Origin of the sequence: Moraxella cuniculi (assembly GCF_900637105.1) — a bacterium.
GTDB lineage: Bacteria > Pseudomonadota > Gammaproteobacteria > Pseudomonadales > Moraxellaceae > Moraxella > Moraxella cuniculi.
Window position 1 is genome coordinate 1,033,956 of sequence record NZ_LR134343.1, and the last position, 22,448, is coordinate 1,056,403.

At 46.1% G+C, this 22,448-nt stretch carries 19 protein-coding genes; 17 read left to right on the top strand and 2 right to left on the bottom strand.

Annotation, left to right across the window (positions count from 1 at the left end; translation table 11 throughout):
• Positions 1-102 precede the first annotated feature (102 nt).
• Positions 103-1,383 carry a dicarboxylate/amino acid:cation symporter gene (locus EL162_RS04815; RefSeq protein ID WP_126330491.1) on the bottom strand — a complete coding sequence of 427 codons (1,281 nt, stop codon included), beginning with the start codon at positions 1,381-1,383 and terminating at the stop codon, positions 103-105.
• Positions 1,384-1,703: 320 nt separating this feature from the next.
• Between EL162_RS04815 and EL162_RS04820 the strand changes: the two genes are divergently transcribed.
• From EL162_RS04820 to EL162_RS04850, 7 genes are all read left to right on the top strand, one after another.
• Positions 1,704-2,453 carry a TSUP family transporter gene (locus tag EL162_RS04820; protein ID WP_126331670.1) on the top strand — a complete coding sequence of 250 codons (750 nt, stop codon included), beginning with the start codon at positions 1,704-1,706 and terminating at the stop codon, positions 2,451-2,453.
• 300 nt (positions 2,454-2,753) lie between these two features.
• Positions 2,754-4,013 (top strand): bifunctional phosphopantothenoylcysteine decarboxylase/phosphopantothenate--cysteine ligase CoaBC, encoded by a 1,260-nt coding sequence (gene coaBC / locus EL162_RS04825; protein ID WP_126330493.1) that lies wholly within the window; start codon positions 2,754-2,756, stop codon positions 4,011-4,013.
• Positions 4,013-5,089 (top strand): metallophosphoesterase, encoded by a 1,077-nt coding sequence (locus EL162_RS04830; protein ID WP_126330495.1) that lies wholly within the window; start codon positions 4,013-4,015, stop codon positions 5,087-5,089. Before coaBC ends, EL162_RS04830 begins: the two co-directional genes overlap by 1 nt.
• Positions 5,090-5,238: 149 nt before the next feature.
• On the top strand, positions 5,239-6,927 hold the full coding sequence (locus EL162_RS04835; RefSeq protein WP_126330497.1) for an AMP-binding protein: 1,689 nt from the start codon (positions 5,239-5,241) through the stop codon (positions 6,925-6,927).
• Between the two features lie 196 nt (positions 6,928-7,123).
• Positions 7,124-8,827: an AMP-binding protein gene (locus EL162_RS04840; RefSeq protein WP_126330499.1), complete on the top strand. Its 1,704-nt coding sequence runs from the start codon at positions 7,124-7,126 to the stop codon at positions 8,825-8,827.
• Between the two features lie 130 nt (positions 8,828-8,957).
• Entirely contained in the window at positions 8,958-9,674 is a 717-nt protein-coding gene (gene rph, locus EL162_RS04845; RefSeq protein WP_076554274.1) for a ribonuclease PH, read from the top strand.
• A 1-nt stretch (position 9,675) separates the two neighbouring features.
• Positions 9,676-10,131 (top strand): hypothetical protein, encoded by a 456-nt coding sequence (locus EL162_RS04850; protein ID WP_126330501.1) that lies wholly within the window; start codon positions 9,676-9,678, stop codon positions 10,129-10,131.
• Between the two features lie 6 nt (positions 10,132-10,137).
• Here the strand turns inward: EL162_RS04850 and EL162_RS04855 are convergent, their stop codons facing one another.
• Entirely contained in the window at positions 10,138-10,803 is a 666-nt protein-coding gene (locus EL162_RS04855) for a hypothetical protein (protein ID WP_126330503.1), read from the bottom strand.
• 410 nt (positions 10,804-11,213) lie between these two features.
• Between EL162_RS04855 and EL162_RS04860 the strand changes: the two genes are divergently transcribed.
• From EL162_RS04860 to EL162_RS04905, 10 genes are all read left to right on the top strand, one after another.
• A complete protein-coding gene (locus EL162_RS04860) occupies positions 11,214-12,905 on the top strand; it encodes a TolC family protein (RefSeq protein WP_227543437.1) in 1,692 nt (563 codons plus the stop codon).
• 91 nt (positions 12,906-12,996) lie between these two features.
• On the top strand, positions 12,997-15,204 hold the full coding sequence (locus tag EL162_RS04865; RefSeq protein WP_076554282.1) for a type I secretion system permease/ATPase: 2,208 nt from the start codon (positions 12,997-12,999) through the stop codon (positions 15,202-15,204).
• A gap of 26 nt (positions 15,205-15,230) precedes the next feature.
• Entirely contained in the window at positions 15,231-16,403 is a 1,173-nt protein-coding gene (locus tag EL162_RS04870) for an HlyD family type I secretion periplasmic adaptor subunit (RefSeq protein WP_126330505.1), read from the top strand.
• 3 nt (positions 16,404-16,406) lie between these two features.
• Complete coding sequence (locus EL162_RS04875; RefSeq protein ID WP_076554286.1) at positions 16,407-16,859, top strand: DUF3465 domain-containing protein; 453 nt, start codon at positions 16,407-16,409, stop codon at positions 16,857-16,859.
• Between the two features lie 65 nt (positions 16,860-16,924).
• Entirely contained in the window at positions 16,925-18,283 is a 1,359-nt protein-coding gene (locus EL162_RS04880; RefSeq protein ID WP_227543438.1) for a phospholipase A, read from the top strand.
• 30 nt (positions 18,284-18,313) lie between these two features.
• On the top strand, positions 18,314-19,105 hold the full coding sequence (locus EL162_RS04885) for a ComF family protein (protein ID WP_126330507.1): 792 nt from the start codon (positions 18,314-18,316) through the stop codon (positions 19,103-19,105).
• Positions 19,102-19,632: a pilus assembly protein PilV gene (locus EL162_RS04890; RefSeq protein ID WP_126330508.1), complete on the top strand. Its 531-nt coding sequence runs from the start codon at positions 19,102-19,104 to the stop codon at positions 19,630-19,632. Before EL162_RS04885 ends, EL162_RS04890 begins: the two co-directional genes overlap by 4 nt.
• Positions 19,629-20,609, top strand: coding sequence for a PilW family protein (locus EL162_RS04895; RefSeq protein WP_126330510.1), 981 nt, complete (start codon positions 19,629-19,631; stop codon positions 20,607-20,609). Before EL162_RS04890 ends, EL162_RS04895 begins: the two co-directional genes overlap by 4 nt.
• Positions 20,606-21,364, top strand: coding sequence for a hypothetical protein (locus EL162_RS04900; protein ID WP_126330512.1), 759 nt, complete (start codon positions 20,606-20,608; stop codon positions 21,362-21,364). Before EL162_RS04895 ends, EL162_RS04900 begins: the two co-directional genes overlap by 4 nt.
• 297 nt (positions 21,365-21,661) lie before the next feature.
• Positions 21,662-22,417, top strand: a complete 756-nt coding sequence (locus EL162_RS04905) for a hypothetical protein (protein WP_126330514.1) — start codon at positions 21,662-21,664, stop codon at positions 22,415-22,417.
• The last annotated feature ends 31 nt before the right edge of the window (positions 22,418-22,448 follow it).

Here is a 22,448-nt window from a genome sequence, read left to right on the forward strand (position 1 = left end):
ATCAGTTGTGCTACAGAGTGCTTGGCAATCGTGCGTTAAATTAAAAAAGCAACGATGGACGGTCAATCTGTTGGCAGTTTAACCAACAGATTGCAAGATGAATCATGCACGCCATGTGGCTTCATCAAGTGATTTTTCGTGCTTGGCAACGATGGCAACACCTGCGATATCACCAACCACATTCATCGCAGTTCGCCCCATGTCAAGCAGTGCCTCAATGCCCAAAATCATGCCATAGGCAATGGCAACTGCCGAACCTGTTTCAACAGGCAACCCAATGGATTCTAGCACCATCAGCAGCATAATCGCCCCTGCACCTGGCACGCCAGCTGTACCGACTGCAGCCAGCACGGTGGTCAGCGTAACGGTCATCATCTGCTCAGGCGTGAGTGGCATACCGACAGCATTGGCGATAAATATCGCACACACGCCAAGATAAACCGTTGTGCCGTCCATGTTCATGGTTGAGCCAACAGGCAGCCCAAAGCTATAAATATGCTTTGGCACGCCCATGCTCTCGGCACTTTGTACGGACACAGGCAAAGTTGCTCCAGATGAGCGAGTAACAAAGGCGGTAATCATCGCAGGACGCACTTTTTTTAAGAAAATCCATGGAGAAAGCCGAAAAATCGCACAGCTTATGCAATATACCAAGGCAACTTGCAGCAGCAGCCCAAGATAAACCGAAGCAGTTACGCCAGCCAAGGAACCAAAGGCGGCAGTACCATTTTTGGCAAAAACAACAAAAATCAAAGCAAAAACGCCAATCGGTGCGTATTGCATTACCCAGCCGACGATTCGAAACATCGCTTGGCTGACACCATCAACAAAAGCATAGACGGTATCGGAGCTTTTTTGGATTTGTGCATCGCTGCTGTCTCGCCCAAACGCCAAGGCGATACCAAACATCAAGCAGAAAAAAATCATCGGCAACACTTGTCCATCAGCAATCACGCCGATTGGATTGGTTGGTACAATCTCTAGCAGTACATTGAGCATGCTTGGAGCCTCGGCAGCCTTGCCATCAACGGCAGATTGTGCGGTCAATTGCAGACCCAAGCCGGGCTTTAGCAATGTACCAACGCCCAAGCCGATTAAAATGGCAAAAATAGAAGTGATGATGTAGTACAGCATGGTTTTTAGTCCAATGCGACCCAGCTGTGATGGCGTAATGCTGCTTGCACCGACAATCAAGGTGGCAGCAATAACAGGCACGACAATCATCTTTAATAAACGAACAAACAGCTCGCCAAAAGGGCTTAAAATTGCCAAAACGGTTGGCGAATCCTGAAAAATCAAACCAAAAATCGCCCCCAAAACCAAAGCGAGCAAAATACGAATGAGTAGGTTTGATTGAAAATATAGTTTAAAAATAGACAACATAAAGCTTGTCCTTAAGTGAAATGCTTATGATTAATTTATTAAAATTATTTATTATAAAAATAATATTATATTATAAATCAACAATAAGGCTACTGTGTTAAAGATAAATCCGCCAAAGAATCAACAGTTGATGTGCAGAATTATCTGGAGGATAAACTATCATAAACCATAATGATACAAACCGCCACATATTTAATAAGATTATTTAACAAATCGTCAAATCACAAATCACTTGAGAATCTCGGCGTGCTTTTGTATGATAACAAGCCAAAGGCGGCGATAGCTCGCCAAATTATAATGCTGGCAAGTGAGTTTGGTTGATGACATTTGGTGCGGATATATTGGCGGTGCTGTTTTTTGCGGCGATGATTGCAGGTTTTGTTGATGCGATGGCAGGGGGTGGTGGTCTTTTAACCATTCCTGCACTGCTTTTAACGGGTATCAATCCTGTAGCGGCATTGGCAACCAATAAGCTACAAGCAGCTGCAGGGTCGTTTTCGGCATCATTAACCATGATAAAAAAGCGGCTCATCAGCCCACGCCAGATTAAGATGGCTCTGATAATGGCGTTTGTGGGCTCAGCGATTGGTACGATTTTGGTGCAATTATCACCACCTGAGGCACTAAGAGTTATCATTCCTTTTTTGGTGGCGGCAGTGGGGTTGTATACGCTGATCGCCCCCAATCTTGGCGAGCTTGAGCGTCGTCCAAAAATCAGCCAGCAAACTTGGCAAAAAACCATCGTGCCACTCATCGGTCTGTATGATGGCTATCTGGGGCCAGCAACAGGAACTTTTTTTGCTCTATCAAATGTCAGCTTGCGTGGCATGGAGCTAATCCGTGCTACTGCCACCGCCAAATTGCTGAATTTTGCTACCAATATTGCCAGCTTGATTTTCTTTATTTTAGGCGGTCAGGTGCTGTGGCAGATTGGACTGATAATGATGGCAGGGCAGGTGATTGGGGCGTTTTTTGGTTCGCAGTTGGTGGTAAAAGGTGGGGCAAAATTTATCCGTCCTGTGATTGTGCTGATGTGCTTTGCGATGGTCGTGCGGTATGTGTTTTGGTGAATGTGCGAGCATATCGTTATTGTGCAAAATTTCTTCTTTGTAAATATCGGCCATAAAAATGGCACTGTCATCAAATTGACATTGGGCATTTTGACGGTTTGGGCATTATAAATTTACCGCAAAGAGATATGAATATAACTATTGCTCAAGATTTATCGGCTTAATTTTAAAATAATATTTATTTATAAAAATTAAATAATAAATCACCGATTTTATTTGCTTTGCTAGATAAAATACATTCACTTTCCCTGTCTGCTCAAAATACGCTATAATATACCATTTATATTTTGGGCGTTTGCCATGACTGATTTGACCAATCCAAAAATCCTTCTTGCCATCACAGGCGGCATTGCTGCTTATAAATCAGCAGTGCTGGCTCGCCTGCTTATCAAGGCAGGCTGTAGCGTGCGTGTGATGATGACACAAGCGGCGTGTGAGTTTGTTACACCGCTGACCTTTCAGGCATTGACAGGGCAGGCGGTGCATACCGAGTTGCTTGATGAGACTGCCGAGCTTGGCATGGGGCATATTGAGCTTGCTAAGTGGGCGGATGTGGTGGTGATTGCCCCAGCGTCTGCCAATACCATCGGTAAACTGGCTGCTGGCTTGGCGGACAATCTGCTGACAACGGTGTGTTTGGCGACCAATGCACCGATTTTGCTTGCTCCTGCGATGAATCAGCAGATGTGGTCAAATGCCATCGTACAGGATAATTTGGCAAAATTACACAAATTTGGCTACCATATCATCAGCCCTGACAGTGGCGAGCAGGCGTGTGGTGATGTCGGAGCAGGGCGACTGCCTGAGCCTGAGCAGTTGTGTGAGCAAATCCTTCACTTTTTAACCGTCCAAAACACCGCCCAGACTTTGGCTGGCAAAACTGTCATCATTACCGCAGGGGCGACACTTGAGCCGATTGACCCTGTGCGATTTTTGTCCAATCATTCATCTGGCAAAATGGGCTTTGCACTTGCCAAAGCCTGCCATGATGCTGGGGCAACAGTTAGCCTGATAGCAGGTCGCCGTGTGGCATTGCAGACACCGTTTGGGGTGGAGCGGATTGATGTTGGCACGGCTGACGAGATGCTTGCAGCCTGCCAAGCCAAAATGCGTGATGATGAGCAGATGATTTTTATTGCAACAGCGGCGGTGGCGGATTTTAAGATGGCAAATATCGCCAGTCAAAAAATCAAAAAAACCGCTGGCAGTGATGGCTTGACCTTAGAATTAATAAAAAATCCTGATATTTTGGCGACAATTTCAGAACAATTCCCCAATGCTCTGATGATAGGTTTTGCTGCCGAAACCCAAGACGGCGAAACTTATGCCCAAAACAAACTTGACGCCAAAAATCTAGACATGATAGCGGTCAATGATGTTTCAGACAGCAGCATTGGCTTTGGCAGTGATGACAATGCCATGACGGTGTTTTTTGCAAAAAAATACGCACGCAGCAAGGTGCAATTGCCAAAAGCCGCAAAAGCAACCATCGCCAAGCAGTTGGTATCGTGCGTTGCCATGCTGACAGATAAACTTAATCTAATTTGGGAAAATCAGTGATGCCACTTCGTTATTATATTACTTTTTTGGCGGCGATTATTCTGCTACAGCTGCTGACTTATGGTTTTGTCAAGACTGTGATTTGGCTTGCCAATCTACAATCGCATGGCAGGCGGTGGCTGACTGTGCTGGCATTTGTTGCAATTAACTCATTGATTGGCTTGGCATTTTTACGCAAGTTTGGGGTGGATTTTAAATTTATTGCACTGGTGATGACTTTGTTGTTGTTTTCCTTTTTTGCCAGTGCGGTGGTTTTTTGCTTGCAAAAGATTATTGGCAGTGGCAGCAATCACTGGTCAAAAGCCACCTATCTGCTGATTTTTGCTGGTTTGTTGGGGCTTGGTTGGTACAATGCCCATACGTCCAAGCTGGTTTCGTACGATGTGAAAATCAACAAGCCCTTTGTGCGTCCAATTCGTGTTGGCTTGGTGAGTGATTTGCACTTGGGTCGCTTGGTGGGTGCGGCCGCCATTGATAAGCTGGTGCAGATTTTCCAAGAACAACAAGTTGATGTGATTGTGCTGGCTGGTGATATTATTGATGATACGCTTGAGGGCTATGAATCGGCAAATTTACAACAAAACTTGCGGCAATTACAAGCACCGCTTGGCGTTTATGCTGCTTTGGGCAATCATGATTATATGGTCGAGCCTGATAGGATTCGCCAAGCCCTAAGCCAAGCTGGGCTTAAGGTTCTAGAAGACGAATCTGTGTATCTGGACAGTGGGTTTTATCTGATTGGTCGCAAAGACGATGTCATTACAAATCGCAAAAGTGCCGAGCAGTTATTACAAGAGATTGACAGCAGTAAGCCTGTGTTTATGCTACAGCATCGCCCCAGTGAGTTTGAGCATCAAGGGCAGCTGCCGATAGATTTGCAATTGGCAGGTCATACGCACAAGGGGCAGATTTTTCCAGCGAACTTAATTACCAAAATTGTGCATTTTATGGACTACGGCATACAAAAAATCGGACAGGGGAATTATATTGTTACCTCAGGATTTGGTTTTTGGGCGGTGCCATTTCGCTTGGGGTCGCAATCAGAGGTGGTGATTATTAATGTGCAGGGCGGTTAAGCGACTGCCTCTTGCTTGGCAAATTTGCCCAAAACATTTGCCAAAACTGCCACAATGCGATATGGTATAAGATAATCGTGCTGAATGTATTTTTGCACCACAAATAATCGCCGTGCGGCTACTGATTTATAAATATGTAAGGATTTATCATGACTGATTATGCTGGATTTGTTACCCCTGATAACCGTGCTTGGCAGGCGACCTATCGCCAGCATGGCTTGGATATTCAGCTGAATATGCCCAAAGGGATAAATTCGCTGCTTGATTTTTTTGATGAAAATTTTCGTGCCAATCGTGGGCAGCGTGCCATCACTTTTATGGGGCAGCACATCAGCTATGATGAGCTTGATAAACTTAGCCTAAAAATCGCCGCCTATTTGCAATCGCTTGGGCTTGAGCAGGGCGACAAAGTGGCGGTGATGATGCCAAACACGCCACAATATTTGGCGGTCATGATGGGGATTGTGCGAGCAGGATTTGTGCTGGTGAATATCAATCCACTCTATACCGCAAGCGAGCTTGAGCATCAGCTGGCAGATAGCGATGCCAAAGTGTTATTTATTGTTGAGAATTTTGCCCATACGCTTGAACAGGTCAAGAACAAAGCCAAACTTCAACACACGATTATTACAGGTGTTGGTGATATGCTGGGGCTAAAAGGCTTGCTGATTAATGCTGTGGTGCGATATGTCAAAAAAATGGTGCCGAATTTTTGCATTCCTAATAAAGTAAATTTTAAGGAAATTTTAAAATCATCGCACCCTTATACCAAGCCTGTGGTGAATCTTGATGATGTGGTGATATTGCAATACACAGGCGGTACGACAGGCGTGGCAAAAGGAGCGATGCTCACTCATGGCAATTTGATTGCCAATGTTTATCAGTGCATGACTTATGTCAAAACAGGCTTTAATAACCCTTATCAGCATGGCGAATATATGGCGGTTGCCTTGCCGCTTTATCATATTTTTTCGTTCATGGTGGCGATGCTTGGCATGAAAATGGGTTTTGCGTTGTTATTGATTCCCAATGCACGAGATTTGGACGATTTGACCAAGCAGTTTGGCAAATTCCGTCCGCAATTTTTCCCAGCGGTGAATACGCTGTTTAATGCCTTGACGCATCACAAGGGTTTTGTGGAGCTTGACCATAGTAACCTAAAAGTATCCTTAGGCGGTGGCATGAGCGTTCTGCCCAGCACGGCTGCCAATTGGGAGAAAATTACTGGTAATTATATCATTGAAGGCTATGGCTTGTCAGAGACCTCACCTGTGCTGACCTTTAATCCGTTGGGCAGTTATACAGGCAAAATTGGCATTCCGTTTCCCTCAACTGATATTATTTTGCTTGATGATGAAGGCAATGAAGTGGCAGAAGGTGAGGCTGGTGAGATTTGTGCCAAAGGCCCGCAAGTGATGAAGGGCTACTGGAAGCACGATGACGAAACAGCCAAGGCGATGACTGCTGATGGTTATTTTCGCACAGGGGATATTGGCGTGATGGACGAGCAGGGGTATTTTAAGATTGTCGATCGCAAAAAAGACATGATTTTGGTGTCTGGCTTTAATGTCTATCCCAATGAAGTTGAGGCGGTGATAGCAGCGTGTGCAGGCGTGCTGGAATGCGGGGTGGTGGGCGTGCCTGATGAGCATAGCGGCGAGGCAATCAAGGCGTTTATTGTCAAGCAAGACGCTGCCTTGACAGCCGATGCCATCAAGCAGTGGTGCAAACAAAACCTCACAGGTTACAAACGCCCCAAGCACATTGTTTTTGTTGAGCAATTGCCAAAATCCAATGTGGGCAAAATCCTAAGAAAAGAGCTGCGAGCATTGGCATAAACGGCACTGGACTGATAAGGTTGGTTGTTTGTGGCGTTTTGTGGTTTTTGTGGATAAAAGGCTTGTTTAATTTGCCATCTTATGTTAGATTGACAGTAATGACATTGCTTAGATGTCATTGAAACACAATGAAACCATTCATACGCAATCATCACCTTGATGATGGATTTTACAAAAGCAAACTTAAGGAAAGACAATGACTGAGCAACTATTCACCGTATCAAAAGATGTCCCGTGGTATAAGACTTATCAAGAGCATGGCATTGAGTTTGATTTTAGCCTGCCGAATAATATCAATTCGTTGGTGGATATTTTTGAGCAAGCCTTTGCTCGTTTTGGTGAGCGTGTGGCATTCACCTGCATGGACAAATCCATCACTTATCGCGAGCTGGACAATTACAGTCGCCAAATTGCTGCCTATTTGCAGTCTTTGGGGCTGACCAAGGGCGACAAAGTGGCGGTGATGATGCCGAACATTTTGCAATATCCGATTGCAATGATTGGTATTGTGCGAGCAGGTCTTACGCTTGTCAATGTCAACCCGCTCTACACCTCTCATGAGCTTGAGCATCAATTAAATGATTCTGAAGCAAAGGCGTTGTTTATCGTTGAGAATTTTGCCCATACTTTTGAGAAGGTTGCCAACAAAGGTCAGGTTAAGCATGTGATTGTCGCCTCGCTTGGTGATATGCTGGGGCTAAAGGGCTTGCTGGTCAATGCCGTGGTGCGTCATGTCAAAAAAATGGTGCCTGATTGGAATATTCCGGGTCATATCAGTTTTAAAGATGCACTTAATGTCGTGCCAGCTGCCAATTATACCCGCCCAGAGTTGCAGCTTGATGAGATTGCTGCTTTGCAATACACAGGCGGTACGACAGGCGTGGCAAAAGGAGCGATGCTTAGCCATCGTAATTTGGCCTCAAATGTTGAGCAGTGCGTACCTTTTGTAAGTAAGGTATTTCCAGAAAAAGACCTATCGGGCAAATACATTGCGGTTGCCTTGCCACTTTATCATATTTTCTCATTTACCGCCTGTGGCCTGCTTGGCATGAAATTGGGTTTTAGTATGCTGCTTATCACCAATCCGCGTGATTTTGCCGCAGTGTGCAAGGATTTTGCCAAATATAAGCCCGTATTTTTCCCAGCGGTGAATACGCTATTTAATGGCTTGGTGAATCATGATGGCTTTAGAGCCTTGGACCACAGTAACCTGCGTTTGTCCCTAGGTGGTGGTATGTCGGTGCTGTCAGACACCGCCAAGTCATGGGAGCGTTTGACAGGTAACTACATCGTTGAAGGCTATGGCTTGTCAGAGACTTCGCCTGTCTTGACGCTAAATCCACCGGGTGGCTATACGGGCAAAATTGGCATTCCATTCCCTGCAACAGACATTAAGCTGTTTGATGACGAGGGCAATGAAGTTGCCTTGGGCGAGGCAGGAGAAATTTGTGCCAAAGGCCCACAGGTTATGCAAGGCTACTGGAAACGCGATGATGAAACCGCCAAAGTTACCACCAAAGATGGTTATTTCCGCACTGGAGATATCGGCATCATGGACGAAAAAGGCTTTGTAAAAATTGTCGATCGCAAAAAAGACATGATTTTGGTATCAGGCTTTAATGTTTATCCAAACGAAGTTGAGGAAGTGATGGCATCACACCCAAAAATCCTTGAATGTGGAGTGATTGGGGTGGCAGATTCGCACAGTGGCGAAGTGCCAAAAATCTTTGTGGTGAAAAAAGACGCTTCTTTGACCACCGAAGAGGTGCGTGAATGGGCAAAAGAAAACCTAACAGGTTACAAACGCCCCAAATATATTGAGTTTGTCTCAGAGCTGCCAAAGTCCAATGTTGGCAAGATTTTACGCAAAGAGCTGCGTAAACTTGAAGAGAGCAAATAATCAGCATCGGCCATTTGACCGATGATGCCAAGAATACAAACCTGCCATGAAAAATTGGCAGGTTTGTTTTGTATTCTGATACCAAACTTGGTAAAATGATTGCCATACAAACAACTTAACGAGAATCATTATGCGTATTGACGGCCGTACCAACAATCAACTTCGCCCCATTCAATTTATCCGCCATTATACCAAGCACGCCGAAGGTTCGGTGCTTGTTTGCTTTGGTGATACCAAGGTGCTATGCACAGCCAGTATTGAAGCTGGCGTACCACGCTGGTTAAAGGGGCAGGGCAAGGGCTGGCTGACTGCCGAATATGGTATGCTGCCTCGTGCCACAGGCACACGCACACAGCGTGAAGCTGCTCGTGGCAAGCAATCAGGACGCACCCAAGAGATTCAGCGGTTAATCGGTCGCTCGTTGCGTGCCATGCTGGATTTGTCAAAATTGGGCGAAAACACCATTTATATTGACTGTGATGTCATTCAGGCCGATGGCGGCACACGCACTGCCAGCATTAGCGGTGCAGCTGTGGCGTTGATTGATGCCTTGGAGTGCTTGCAGCGTGATAAAAAACTTAGCCAAGATCCGCTGACAGGCTTGGTGGCTGCTGTGTCGGTTGGTATCAAAAATTCTGAAGCATTGTTGGATTTGAACTATGCTGAGGATTCAACTTGTGATACGGATTTGAATGTGGTGATGACGCAGGCGGGCGGTTTTATCGAAATTCAAGGAACGGCAGAGGATAAGTCATTCTCTCGGCAGCAGGCAGATGCCATGCTAAGCCTAGCCGAAGCTGGCATTGCTGAAATTATCACTGCCCAAAAACAAGCATTGGGCTGGTAATATGCTAAAAGTCTGCGATGATGGTGTGATTATTCGGCTTGATGGTCGGGCAGATAACCGACTGTTTTGGTGGTCGTTGTCGCTGGTGCTGGTTGGCATTGTTGTCGCCATAGCGTGCATGGCATTGCCTGTGGCGTACGCCATCGGCAGTCTGTTTGTTTTTGCGGTGCTGATGTTTGGGTTTAATATCCAAAAACATAGGGCAAAATCTCAGCATTGCTTCACGCAAGGTGAGCTGATACTGACACCCAAGCGATTTAGTATTAATCAGATTGCACTGACTTTGGCTGATGATGCCAAGATTGAACAGGTGGGCAACTGGCTGATTGTCAAGGATCGTGGGCTTGAGTATCGCTTTTCAGGCTTTGCTGATGAAAGACAAATGCAGGTGGCCCGCTCGGTGCTGGCTGGGGCAACGGTGCAAGCCAATCAGGTGGCGATTCGCATCAATCAATGAGATTGATTAGGGATTATCGGTACTGACTTCTTCAACTGGTGGCGTTTGACTTTGTGGTTGCGATTCTAGGGCTTTGGCGAGCTTTTCTTCATTCAGGCGGCGAACTTGATTAATGGCGATGGATAGCTGTTCATCAATCGCATCTGCTTGCTGTGCTGCCTGAGCGTCATAGATTTCAGTGCTGGCGGCTGTAGTAGCGGTGTTTTGGCGAGATGGCAGGTACAGATCATCAGCACTGACAGGGGTGCTGGCGGCTGCTTTGTTGGTGGACTGCTTTTGAGCAGGTTTGGCGGCAGCGTCAGCTTGTGCAGGGGTGGCTGCTTGGGCGGTGATCTCTGCGGAGCCATCACTTGGGCGATCTTGCACTGTCAGCGGCTTGTCGCTTTGATTGTCAGCATCGCTCGGCGGTTCGTCTGTTTGTGCGTCTGGGTTTGCGACATTATCATCATTGAGCGTCTCAAGCGAAACAGGCTCTAGTGGCTGAACTTGCAGATTGCTGCTAACTGGCTTTGGTTCATCGGCAGGTTTTGGCTTGTACTGGGACAGCAAATAAACAATGCTAATCACCAATAGACTTAGCATAACCAAAAGTAGCAATGCACTCATCAGTGGCGAGCGTTTAAAAAAATTGCCTTGATTGGCACGAGGTTTGGTCGGTGGTGTGGTACTCATGAGCAAAATAAAATCGCAAGGCCACATTGCCCAAAGAAATATAGGCAGTCGCATGGCGTTATGTTATTGATTGTTGATATAGTATAGCATAATTGGCTGGGCTGATAAAGTTTGCATTGTCTTGATAAATGGCAGCTTGCCGATGGCAAATCCGATATATGCCAGCCATGCTTGCACAAAATCAGCAATCTGTTAGCTGTTTTTGCTTGTGCTATTGTATATAATTTGTGAAACCATCAATAAAACCCAAAAAAAATTGTAGAATTTGGTATAATAGTCAGTTGGAATGTAATCAGAACAATCACTGACAATCACTTCAAAAACGGTTGCACTGCTTGTTGGCGGTGTGATTTTAAGTAATTTTATACAAGCAATTTGACGGATTTTGCCAAATTGTGTGAGTATGGATAATGACCGTATCTGTTTATAAATGCTCGATGACTTCGGCAACGAAAAAATTGCGACTTGGTAGCTTGGTGGCGGCACTTATTGGTGCGGCTTGTTTGCCTGCGTCCGCCAATGTTAATCCTTTGCAAATCAATGATTTAATCACTTTGGCGGTGCAGACTCACCCATTGGTTGGTTCGGCCGTTGCCGACCAGCAGGCGACCAAAGAGGGCGTAACTGCAGCCAAATTGGGTTATTTGCCCACACCGACCATCTCATCGCAATACAATGGTGATGACGGCACGGTTACTCGCTTTGCTGTCAGCCAGCCGATTTGGTCAGGCGGCAAGCTCAAAGCCGATGCCAATCGTGCCATCAATGATGATAAGGCGGCAACTGCCAAAATCATGGAGCGACAAAATGAAGTTGCCAAAAACACCATTGATATTTGGCAAAGCTATATTTATGCCTTGTCGCTACAAGAATTGTATGTCAATAACCTAAAACAGCTGGCAGAATTTGAGGCGATGATGCAGCGTCGTGTCAGTCAAGGCGTGTCGGCAAAAATTGAATTGGATTTGGTAACAAACCGCATCTTGCAAGACCAAAATTCCCTACAAGGAGCAATCGAGCAGCAAAAAATCGCTGAGGCACGCTTGCAGCAAATCATCGGCGTGCCAGTTGGTTCACCAAATGGTGCCACCATCGCCCAGTTGGCACAATATGCCAAAGATCAATCGCAAAACTACGGTCAGCTTGCCTTTTCGCAAGTGAGCGAAAATCACCCAACGGTCATTCGCCAACGCTTCGAGATTGATTCGGCACGCTATGCGGTTAAATCACAAAAAGCCCAACAAATGCCAACGGTCTATGTGCAGTACCAGACCGATTATAATCATCGCAACAATCGCTTTGAGGATAAGGTTGCACTGGGGCTGAACTATTCACCCGGTGCGGGTTTTTCGAATGTGGCACTGTCCAGAGCCTCTGAGGCACGCGTGCAAAGTTTGGTACAAAGCCAAGAGGCATCAAGACGCACCGTCATGGAGAATATCCAGACGCAGTATCAGCAGTTCATCAGTGCCAGAGATCAGGAATTGTCCCTGACGGCAGCGGTGGCGGGTGCACAAATTGTCCTAAATTCTTATCGCCGACAATTTATTGCAGGTCGCAAAAGCTGGCTTGAGGTGCTAAATGCCGTGCGAGAGCAATCGCAATACGAGCAGCAGCTGCGGCAGGTTCAGGCACAGATGGTGGCAAATTTTTATAAACTGCAAGTGGATTTTGCCTTGATGCCATGGCAGCAGCAGGGCATTGAATTTGTACAGCAACCTGTGGTTGAGTTTAGCCCATTTGGCTATCTAAAAAATGAATTAAGCCATTTTGTACCAAATACACCTATTGATAATTTATCAAATCAAGCAGGCGATGATGCGTCAGATGGTGTGGCCTATCCTGCTTCGGTATTGCCAACCGATGAGCCGATGATTAGACAATTACCGCTGGCAGAAGGCGAGTGGGTATTTGCTGATGAGTCAGATGAGGCATCAGCTGCTTTGTCGCCTGTGCCATCAAATGAGCCAAGCCAGCCTTATGCAGCAGGTGAGCAGCGTACAATCACCCAAACAATCAAGGCAGTGGCACAAAATCAGCAGTGTCAAAATGCAGAAATCTGCCCCAAACCTGTGTCTACAGATGACACGCCAAGCCAATGAATTTGGTGATTGTTGAGATATTTAATATTAAGTATTAATAATTTTGTAGTAAAGTTTTGATGAATTATCATCAGCCCTAAGGAATCAAACCATGTCGCTCCCATCAAATGCGGTGCAAACCAATCAAGGCAGCAATCCTCAAGAATTGGCGTATGCTGTCAGCATTCTCTTAAAAGAGCAGGGATACCCTGTCGACAAAAACCGCTTGCAGTCCAGTCTTGAGACGGTATTGACAGCCCCTACGCCAGATGCTGCTGTTTTTAATATGTTAAAGGCTCTGGGCATTGATGGTGGCATAGAGATTTTGCAAGCACCTGATGCTGCATTTATGCCATTGATTGCTCATCATAAATCCTTGGGTTTTGGGCGAATTGTACAATTTGAACAAGACAACTGGTCTTTTGTTCAGCAGGAAAATACGCATCGCTGCCGCAGTGGCGATTTTGATTTGGTGGCAAAAATTGACATTCATGCCAAGACTGATGAGCGACAAAACATCACCTTTACCAAGTTGCTACGCGAGAGTATTATTGAGCATAAGGGCATTGTCATTGAGGCAATGATTGCTTCTTTTATCATCAACCTATTGGCATTGGCGGTGTCGCTGTTTTCGATGCAGGTGTATGATCGCGTCATTCCAACACGCAGTGAATATACGCTGATTATTCTAAGCTCGGGCGTGGCGTTGATGATTTTGTTTGAGACTTTCATGAAATTTGCTCGCTCGCGGGTGATGGATCGCATGGTGGTGGGCATGGATCAGGATTTGTCTCGCTCGGTGTTTGAGCGATTGCTCAAGGTTCGTGTTGATAGAATGCCAAATTCTGTCGGCTCGTTGGCGGCACAGCTAAGGGGTTATGAGCAGGTGCGAGGATTTTTTACTGCCAGCACACTGTTTACTTTGGTAGATATTCCGATGAGTTTGATATTTGTCTTTCTTATCGCTGTCATTGCCTCGCCGCTGGTTGCAGCTGTACCGCTAATTGCTGCGATTATTGGGCTGCTGCTTGGGTTTTATAGTCGCAAAAAAATCAACCAAGCTGCCCAAGAAGGTGCACAGGCTTCTTATCTAAAAACAGGGATTTTGGTTGAGGCGGTTGAGGGCATTGAGACCATTAAGGCAGGGTCGGGCAATTGGAAATTTTTGTCCAAATGGCTAAATATCATGAATATCACCACCCAAAACGACCTAAAGATGCGTCATGCCAATGACAACCTTAACTACACAGTGCAGATGCTACAACAGATTAGCTATATCAGCATTGTCATTACAGGTGCTTATGTGGTAATGCAGGGCGATATGACCATGGGTGGCTTGATTGCATCGACCATTTTGGGCGGTCGTGTGCTGGCTCCGATTATGAATGCACCAAATATGTTGGTGCAGTATTCGCACGCCAAAGCAGCTCAAATGAATATTGAGAATTTGTTTAAGCTTGAGCAGGACAATCAGGGCGTGAGCTATCCTTTGTCGCCATCAAAAATTTATGGCAATTATCAGTGCAACCAATTGACATTTAATTATCCTGATAATGACAGACCTGCGTTACAAGTGCCAAATTTGACCATCAGAGCAGGCGAGCGAGTGGCGATTTTGGGTGCGATTGGTTCTGGCAAATCAACGCTGCTAAAATTACTATCAGGGTTGTACGCACCAAGTTCTGGGCATATCTTGCTTGATGGCTTGGACATTTCTCAAATCAGCCGTGAGAGCCTAAGTGATCAGGTTGGATATTTGCAACAAGACCATCGTCTATTTCAGGGAACGCTTCGGGATAATTTGCTTATCGGTATGCCGACTCCGTCTGATGATGTGCTGAGCCGAGCATTGCACAGAACGGGGCTGATTCGGTTGGTGTCAGGGCATTCAAGCGGTCTGGATTTGAACATCAGCGAGGGCGGCAAAGGCTTGTCAGGTGGACAAAAACAACTGGTGGCATTTACTCGGCTGGTGCTGACCCAGCCATCGGTGTGGTTGCTTGATGAACCGACCGCTTCTATGGATAATGCCCAAGAACAGCAGTGTATTCAGGTGCTGGCACAAGAGTTTCAAGATCCCCAAAAGACTTTGGTGCTATCCACGCACAAGCCTGCATTGCTTGCTTTGGTAAATCGTATCATCATCATGGACGACAGCAAAGTGGTGATGGATGGGCCAAAGCAGGCGGTGCTTGACCAACTTCGCAAAAATGAAGAAGCTGCCATTGCCAGACGACAAGCACAGCTTGAGCAGGCGAAGCAACAAGCTGCCCAGCAAGCTGATGCGGCTGATAATGACAAACAGCCACCACAGGCCTAATTTTAATTTTTGTTTTGGGATTTATAATGTCAAATTCATATCGTTATCAGCCACACAAGCCCAACTCTAAGCGGGCACGGATTATTATTTGGACGGCACTGGTTACGGTGGTTGTGCTTTTAACTTGGGCATATTTTGCCAAGATTGATCAGGTTACTCGAGCATCAGCGACCGTCATTGCCAGCTCTCGCACGCAAGAAATCCAAGCCTCTGATGGCGGCGTTTTGTCATCAATGCTTGTCAAAGAAGGTGAAGATGTGAAGCGTGGGCAGCTTTTGCTTGTGCTAGAAGAGGAGCGTGCACAGGCAGCGGTGGATAATTCGGCGGTGAAAGTTGCTGCACTGCAAGCAAAAGTGATTCGCCTAGAGGCAGAAATCTTAAATCGCCCATTGCAATTTCCCGAAAGTGTCAAACGGTATCCTGAATATGTACAGAACCAGACGGAACTGTACAATCGTCGCCGCCAAGCGATTTCGCAAGAGATTGCCTCGCTTGAGCAGATGTTGTCGCTTGCCGAGCAGGAATTGTCGCTCAATGAACCATTGCTGGCTTATGGTGATGTCAGTCAGGCTGATGTCATTCGTCTGCGTCGCCAAGTTGCTGATATCAAGGCACAGATTACCAACAAACGCAACAAGTATTTTGAGGACGCTCAAGCCGAGATGACCAAGGCTCAAGAAGAGTTGCAGTCTGAACAAGAGCAGCTTCGTGATCGCAGTCAAGTATTGCAAGAAAAACGCCTATTTGCCCCAACTGAAGGCAAGGTGAAAAATATCCGTGTTACTACTATTGGCGGTGTGGTTAAGCCTGGTGAAGTAATTTTGGAGATTTTGCCGACCGACAGTGATTTGGTTGTTGAGGCAAAAGTGCGTCCTGCCGATATTGCCTATGTCAAAGAAGGGCAAACCGCCAGCGTCAAGCTAGATGCTTATGATTATTCAATCTTTGGTGCGATGAATGGGGAAGTTTTCTATATCAGTCCAGACACTTTGACAGAGCAGACACCGCAGGGCGAGCAGCCGTATTATCGCGTGCAGATTCGTATATCGGGAGCGGAGTTTGATGGGCGTGCTGAAGATATCGTCATTCGTCCTGGTATGACTGCCAGTGTTGATATTAAGGCAATGGAGCGTAGCGTCCTGTCTTATCTGACCAAGCCAATTACCAAGACCTTGTCAGAGGGCTTGGGTGAGCGTTAAGCCATGAATGCTGTGCATCCAAAGCGGACAGTTGCCATTTTGACCACTGCCATTGTCATTGCTGGCATGGCGGTTGGTTTAAGTGCCTGTCAGCAATCTGCACCAAAATCGGCATTGTGTAATAATCAGCAGATTGAGCAAAGTTTTGCCAAGCAGCAATCAGATGTACAAGTGCGTGGCTGTGGTGTGGTAAAATCAGTGCTAAAAGACGACACAAAAGGCAGTCGCCATCAGCGATTTATTGTTCGCTTGGAGGGTGTGCAGCAAACAGTATTGATGGCACACAATATTGATTTGGCACCACGCATTGACACGCTCAAACAAGGCGATTGGGTGGATTTTTATGGTGAATATGAATACACCAAACAAGGCGGTGTGGTGCATTGGACGCACAAAGACCCAGCGGCACGCCGTCAAGATGGCTACATTGATCACCAAGGGCAGCGATATCAATAATATACAAGCTGGCTTATTTGCTTTTATTTGTTGTTAATTTATTATCAATGTAATATAGAGTGGTTATGATGAAAATTTCACTTTCTACCTTATCAGCGTCTGTTTTGGCGGGTTTTGGCATAGTGCCGATGGCGTATGCTGTACCAAATCCGATGGGGCTGCCTACAGAGACGGTGCAAAATAAACCATTTGTTTTGCTGACAGAGCAGGCAACAAGCGAGCCTCTTGTGTCAGCTGAACAAATTGAGCAAGCACAGCAGCCAACTGCCAAGCAGACAGCTATCAGCGTGCCTGAGCCATTGGTTGAGGCGGTCAGTGCAGATGTTGGCTCGCCAGCGGATATGCAGACGATGTTGATAAATTGTGCCTCATTAACACAAGATGCCATGCGTTTGGCGTGCTATGACACCCTGATGCAGGGCGATATACCAACTGCCACTCAAGCAAAACGACCAATCAAACTTGGCGATACGCTGTGGCAGACCATCAAGGGCAATCCGCAGGTTGTGTACAGCGAGACCGAGACGGTTACTTTGCTTGATGGACAGCAAAATGATCAATTATCAGACAAGCAAACCGAGCAACTGGAACAAATCGCCAAAAAATTCACGCCACTTAGTTTGGCATTTGACCTTGATCGCAACAATACACCATTGTGGACAACGCGTCCGCATAACCCCATGTATATTTTGCCATTATATTTAAATGCCAAACCAAATCGAGACCCCAGCACGCCAACACAAAGCACGCAACATTTTAGCACCAATGATATGCGAGCCATGGAACTAAAATTCCAGCTGTCGTTTAAGGTTAAGGCGGCAGAGAATTTGTTGGGTACAGATGCTGATTTGTGGTTTGGTTACACCCAGCAATCGCATTGGCAGGTGTATAATGAGGATAACTCGCGACCATTTCGCTCTCATGATTACCAGCCAGAGCTGTTTTTGACACAGCCTGTGTACTCCAATCTGCCTTTTGGGGGTAAGCTGCGTATGCTGGGTGTTGGTGGCGTGCATCACTCAAATGGTGAGGACAATCCATTGTCCCGCTCGTGGAATCGTGCTTATCTGATGGCGGGTATGGAGTGGGGTAAATTGACTGTCATGCCACGCCTTTGGGCTCGCGTTGCCAAAGGCAGTGATGGACAAGTTGATGACAATCCAGATATCTTGGATTATTATGGCTATGGCGATGTTAGATTCTTGTATCAATTGCCAAATAAGAGCAATATCTCAGGCTTGATGCGTTATAACCCATCAACCAGCAAAGGTGCATTGCAGCTTGACTATGTGCGTCCACTGGGTAAAGGTGTCAGTGGCTATGTGCAGTTGTTCAAGGGCTATGGACAGTCGCTGATTGATTACAATCATAACGCAACCAGCATTGGCATAGGCTTGATGTTAAATGACTGGATGGGCTTGTAATTTGATATAACCTAAACAAAGGCGGCTTGCATGATGGATTATAAAAGCCCAATTTGGCAAAAATCTGCACCAGACAACCCTGTGGTTTGGACGGTGCAGTATGTGCATTATCAAATGGCGGTTTGGCTATACAGACTGCATCGTCATTGCAGTATCTGTGGTCAGCGTCAGTCTGTAGCTCAGCTGATTTGTCAGCATTGCATGGCACGGATTGCCACCAAACTTGCTCCAGAATCCATACCGCTTGACATGGTTGGTGATTTGGACGGTCGGCCATCTGCCAATCAATCTGACAATGTTGCGGCGGCATGGTTGCGAGTTTATCCCATCAGTTATTATCAATATCCTATCAATTTTCTTATTAAAAAATTTAAAGAAAATGAGCAATTAACCGCCTTATTGGCACTGTATGGGCTGATTATGACTCTGCCCAAGCCAATCGGGTGTCATGCAAAAAACACAGTCATTTTGCCCATACCTACCACCACAAGCCGCATTCGTAGGCGTGGATTCAACCCTGTGCTGATACTTGCCAAATGTCTGGCAAAACACTGGGGCCTACCGATTTGGCAAGGTGTAGCACGGCATGACGATAGCCAAAGCCAGCGAGGGCTGGATCGCAAGCAGCGACTAAACAACACAATGGATTTTTATTTGCGCCAAGCGATTCCTGCTTGTCAGGTGATTATCTTTGATGATGTATTAACCACAGGGGCGACGATGGCGTCTGTTGCACGACTGCTTCGTGGGCAAAATGACAAGGTTCGCCTGCTTGGAGTTTGTTTGGCACATGGCACGCCCAAGCATGGAGCCAAGCGATGAATGCAAGAATTTATCAGCAAATCTACAAAAAGTCGACAGGGAGCAGTTTGCTTGAGGTGCTGATGGCTTTGTTGTTATTGTCTGTGGTGGCTTTGGGGCTGTTGTTGGTGCAGGGTAGGTTGTTGATTAGTAGCAGCTCGGCGGACTTAAAATCTCAAGCAGTACAGTTGATTAATAATGATTATCATGCGTTGCGTAATTTTGACGACAATCAAAAACGCAGTTATCGGCTTGCCCTGTCGCAAATTGCCAGCAGTGCCACGACATTGCAAGAATATCGCAGGGCAGCACAAGCACCTCGCATGGATTGTTATCAGGGCTGCTCGGCTGATGCCTATGCTCAATCATTGGCAATTCAGACTGCCAATGCCGCTGCACAAGCCAATGTGGTCATCACAGCGACAACCTGCCCTTCGGGCTATTGTTGGGTGGCGATGTGGGGCAGCGCTGCTTTTGCTGGGTATGATTGTCAAGCTCGTCTGGCGAGTACAGCCAGTGCAGATTGCTTAATCATGGGTGGCTTATGAATGCTGAACGAGGGCTGACACTGCTTGAGTTGGTTGTGGCTTTGGCGATTGGCACATTGGTGGTGCTGACGGCAGCAGCAATGTATGCACAGAGCCTAAAAATTGCCACTTGGACTGATAACACTGCCATATTAATGGATAAGCAGCTTTATGGTGTAGCAGGTTTGGTTGAGCAGCTGCGTTTGGCAGGGCTTGGCATAGATGATGATTATGCCCAAGCTGTGCTGATAGACCCTGCACAGCTGACAGGGCTGACACAGGGCGGCAGTGCATTGTCCACACGATTTTTGACCCAATCCAATCATGGGCAGGCAACCCAAGGCATGACGGCATCGGATAAGCTGACGATACGCTATGTTGCACCGATGGATATGTATGATTGTGAGGGTGATTTGGTGCTTGGGCCAAGACGGGTGCGATTAACCAATGGTGAGCTTGTGATGGTTGATGGGCAGGTGGTTATCGAGCGTTATTTTGTCAGCAGCGATGATGATGGCTTGGCATTGCGTTGTGATGCGGCTCGCTATATCACCGATTCAATTGAGCGAGATGGCAGTCGGGATAGGCGTGGCAGTATGTATACCAATGCGGTGATTGATGAGCAGGTAAAAAGCCACCTAAAAAATCAGCCAGCGATACGCAAACCCTATCAGCTCAAAGGTGCTGGCACACAAAATAGAGCAGGCACGGTGATTATGGCAGATATTGATGGTTTTTGGGTGCAGTTATTAACCATGCAAGCGGGACAAATTCGCCAAATATCCATTGATGATTATCGTAATCAACCAACCAAAACTCCTATTATTGGGATAAAATTTGCCATCATCAGCCGTGCCAGGAGTGATTTATCTGTTGATCAATCAAGCAAGTTGGTGCAGATTTTTGTCAAGCCTGTTCGCTTGCCAGCAGATGGTATCGCACGCCGCTTACATACAGCAGATGTAATGTTTGTCAATGTCAAACAGCAGGTGCCATGATGGGATATTATCAGAAGCAATCGGGGTTTGTACTGCTCGTTGTGCTGATTGTCTTGCTGTTCATGAGCGTGCTGACAACTTGGCTTATCAATCAAAATGCTGTAAATACAAGCAGTGCTTGGTTAAATTGGCGTCAGCAGTCGCTATTTGTCAGTGTTGATACGATGGTTCAGGGTTTTTGGCGATTATCACCAGATGAGTTGGTCAATGAGGCGAAAAGTCCGCAAACTTGGCTAAACACCATTATCACAACTGATGATGAGATGGTTGAGATGACCTCGTGCGATGGGCTGTTGAATTTTGGCAGTAGGCAGGTGGACATACGGCAGAATTTGACTGGTCAGCAGTCGGCACCTTGTGGCGGTGATACGGTAATAACAAAGCAGTGGTTATATGCCAAGAGGCTGCCGCAGACGCATTTTTTGGTTCGGCAGTGGCAGGCTGCCAATATAACACTGCCAACAGCCGAACAGCCTGATGATACCACAGCCCAGCCAAACACATGGCAATATATCCATGTTCAGCTGTTTGTGGTGGCAATGCCAGCAAACAACGGGCGGTTTTGCCAAACGCAGCCCATGTATCAGCATCAAGCGATAAAATGCCTAACGGACAACAGTGTCGCCAATGCAGCATCGACTGCCGAATGGCTTATGGTGGTGCAGGCTGATAATAGTGATTCAGAGCCTGCTACTGATAGTGTCTTATTTATCAAGCCATTACGCAGTTATGATATTCGTCTGGTGCGAGAATAGCTGGCATGAACCAAGCGTTCACAAAAAATCGGCTGACTGGCTGGATTTTTTGCCAAATTATGGTAAAATGCCACAGTTTTTGGTTGAATTGTGGGCGTTGCGGTGAAATTGTAATAAATTGTAACAATACTCACAGCAATTTGTCTGATAGAAAAATGATTGAACAATAAGCAATCATTTTTTACACAATTACATAAAAATACCATAAAAACACTGGTGCATTGAGCGAGCAATCGTATTAAAATGTAACCATCAATAACAAGATGTGCCTTCGGTGCATCGTTTTAGGAGAAAGCAATGAAAGCTGTAAAATTGTCTGTAATTTCTGCTGCAGTACTACTATCAACTTCTGCGATGGCAAATGTTATCACTAACACTGGCACCGCTGTTGCTAATGGTACTCGCACAGTTTTCAAAACACTAACCAAGCCAGCAGCAGTAAGTGCTGAAGTTGGTACTTTGGGTTATGGTGCAAACATCGCTTGGGCGGTGAATGATACCACCGAACTACAAGCTGGTTGGGCTGGCGGTAACATCGCTTCTAGCATCAATGATAACTTCGATGCCAATGGCGTAAACTACCAAGTAAAAACCGACTTTTCTAACCCATACCTAGGCGTACAAATGCGTCCTGCTGCCAACTGGTTCACCGTTGGTGCTGGCGTAATCGTGCCTGACAATGAAATCGAAGTAAAAGCTAACCCACAAAGCAATGGCACTTACCGTATCGGTGGTAAAGAATACGATCAAAACGATGTTGGCGTGCTAGAAGGTAAACTTGAGCATCGTAACAAACTTGCCCCTTACTTGACTGTTGGCTTCCGTCCAAACATTAACAACAACTGGGGTGTATTCGGTGAAATTGGTGCAACTTATCTAGGCAAGGTTGACGCTCAAATCAACAATGTGAGCAATCGTGTTGTAACTTCAACTGATAACAGTACCATTACCAATACATCTGCTTTGGCTGATCAAGCTGAACGCGACATCGAAGCGAAAAAATATGCAAACTGGTTCCCAATTGCAAAAGTTGGCGTAACTTATCGCTTCTAATCGCTAAATCAGAAATCTTCTGATAAATAGC

What these genes read in the sequence shown, in the direction of transcription:
- EL162_RS04815 (WP_126330491.1), bottom strand. Translation starts at nt 1,383, where the DNA reads ATGTTGTCTATTTTTAAACTATATTTTCAATCAAACCTACTCATTCGT.
- EL162_RS04820 (WP_126331670.1), top strand. Translation starts at nt 1,704, where the DNA reads ATGACATTTGGTGCGGATATATTGGCGGTGCTGTTTTTTGCGGCGATG.
- coaBC (WP_126330493.1), top strand. Translation starts at nt 2,754, where the DNA reads ATGACTGATTTGACCAATCCAAAAATCCTTCTTGCCATCACAGGCGGC.
- EL162_RS04830 (WP_126330495.1), top strand. Translation starts at nt 4,013, where the DNA reads ATGCCACTTCGTTATTATATTACTTTTTTGGCGGCGATTATTCTGCTA.
- EL162_RS04835 (WP_126330497.1), top strand. Translation starts at nt 5,239, where the DNA reads ATGACTGATTATGCTGGATTTGTTACCCCTGATAACCGTGCTTGGCAG.
- EL162_RS04840 (WP_126330499.1), top strand. Translation starts at nt 7,124, where the DNA reads ATGACTGAGCAACTATTCACCGTATCAAAAGATGTCCCGTGGTATAAG.
- rph (WP_076554274.1), top strand. Translation starts at nt 8,958, where the DNA reads ATGCGTATTGACGGCCGTACCAACAATCAACTTCGCCCCATTCAATTT.
- EL162_RS04850 (WP_126330501.1), top strand. Translation starts at nt 9,676, where the DNA reads ATGCTAAAAGTCTGCGATGATGGTGTGATTATTCGGCTTGATGGTCGG.
- EL162_RS04855 (WP_126330503.1), bottom strand. Translation starts at nt 10,803, where the DNA reads ATGAGTACCACACCACCGACCAAACCTCGTGCCAATCAAGGCAATTTT.
- EL162_RS04860 (WP_227543437.1), top strand. Translation starts at nt 11,214, where the DNA reads ATGACCGTATCTGTTTATAAATGCTCGATGACTTCGGCAACGAAAAAA.
- EL162_RS04865 (WP_076554282.1), top strand. Translation starts at nt 12,997, where the DNA reads ATGTCGCTCCCATCAAATGCGGTGCAAACCAATCAAGGCAGCAATCCT.
- EL162_RS04870 (WP_126330505.1), top strand. Translation starts at nt 15,231, where the DNA reads ATGTCAAATTCATATCGTTATCAGCCACACAAGCCCAACTCTAAGCGG.
- EL162_RS04875 (WP_076554286.1), top strand. Translation starts at nt 16,407, where the DNA reads ATGAATGCTGTGCATCCAAAGCGGACAGTTGCCATTTTGACCACTGCC.
- EL162_RS04880 (WP_227543438.1), top strand. Translation starts at nt 16,925, where the DNA reads ATGATGAAAATTTCACTTTCTACCTTATCAGCGTCTGTTTTGGCGGGT.
- EL162_RS04885 (WP_126330507.1), top strand. Translation starts at nt 18,314, where the DNA reads ATGATGGATTATAAAAGCCCAATTTGGCAAAAATCTGCACCAGACAAC.
- EL162_RS04890 (WP_126330508.1), top strand. Translation starts at nt 19,102, where the DNA reads ATGAATGCAAGAATTTATCAGCAAATCTACAAAAAGTCGACAGGGAGC.
- EL162_RS04895 (WP_126330510.1), top strand. Translation starts at nt 19,629, where the DNA reads ATGAATGCTGAACGAGGGCTGACACTGCTTGAGTTGGTTGTGGCTTTG.
- EL162_RS04900 (WP_126330512.1), top strand. Translation starts at nt 20,606, where the DNA reads ATGATGGGATATTATCAGAAGCAATCGGGGTTTGTACTGCTCGTTGTG.
- EL162_RS04905 (WP_126330514.1), top strand. Translation starts at nt 21,662, where the DNA reads ATGAAAGCTGTAAAATTGTCTGTAATTTCTGCTGCAGTACTACTATCA.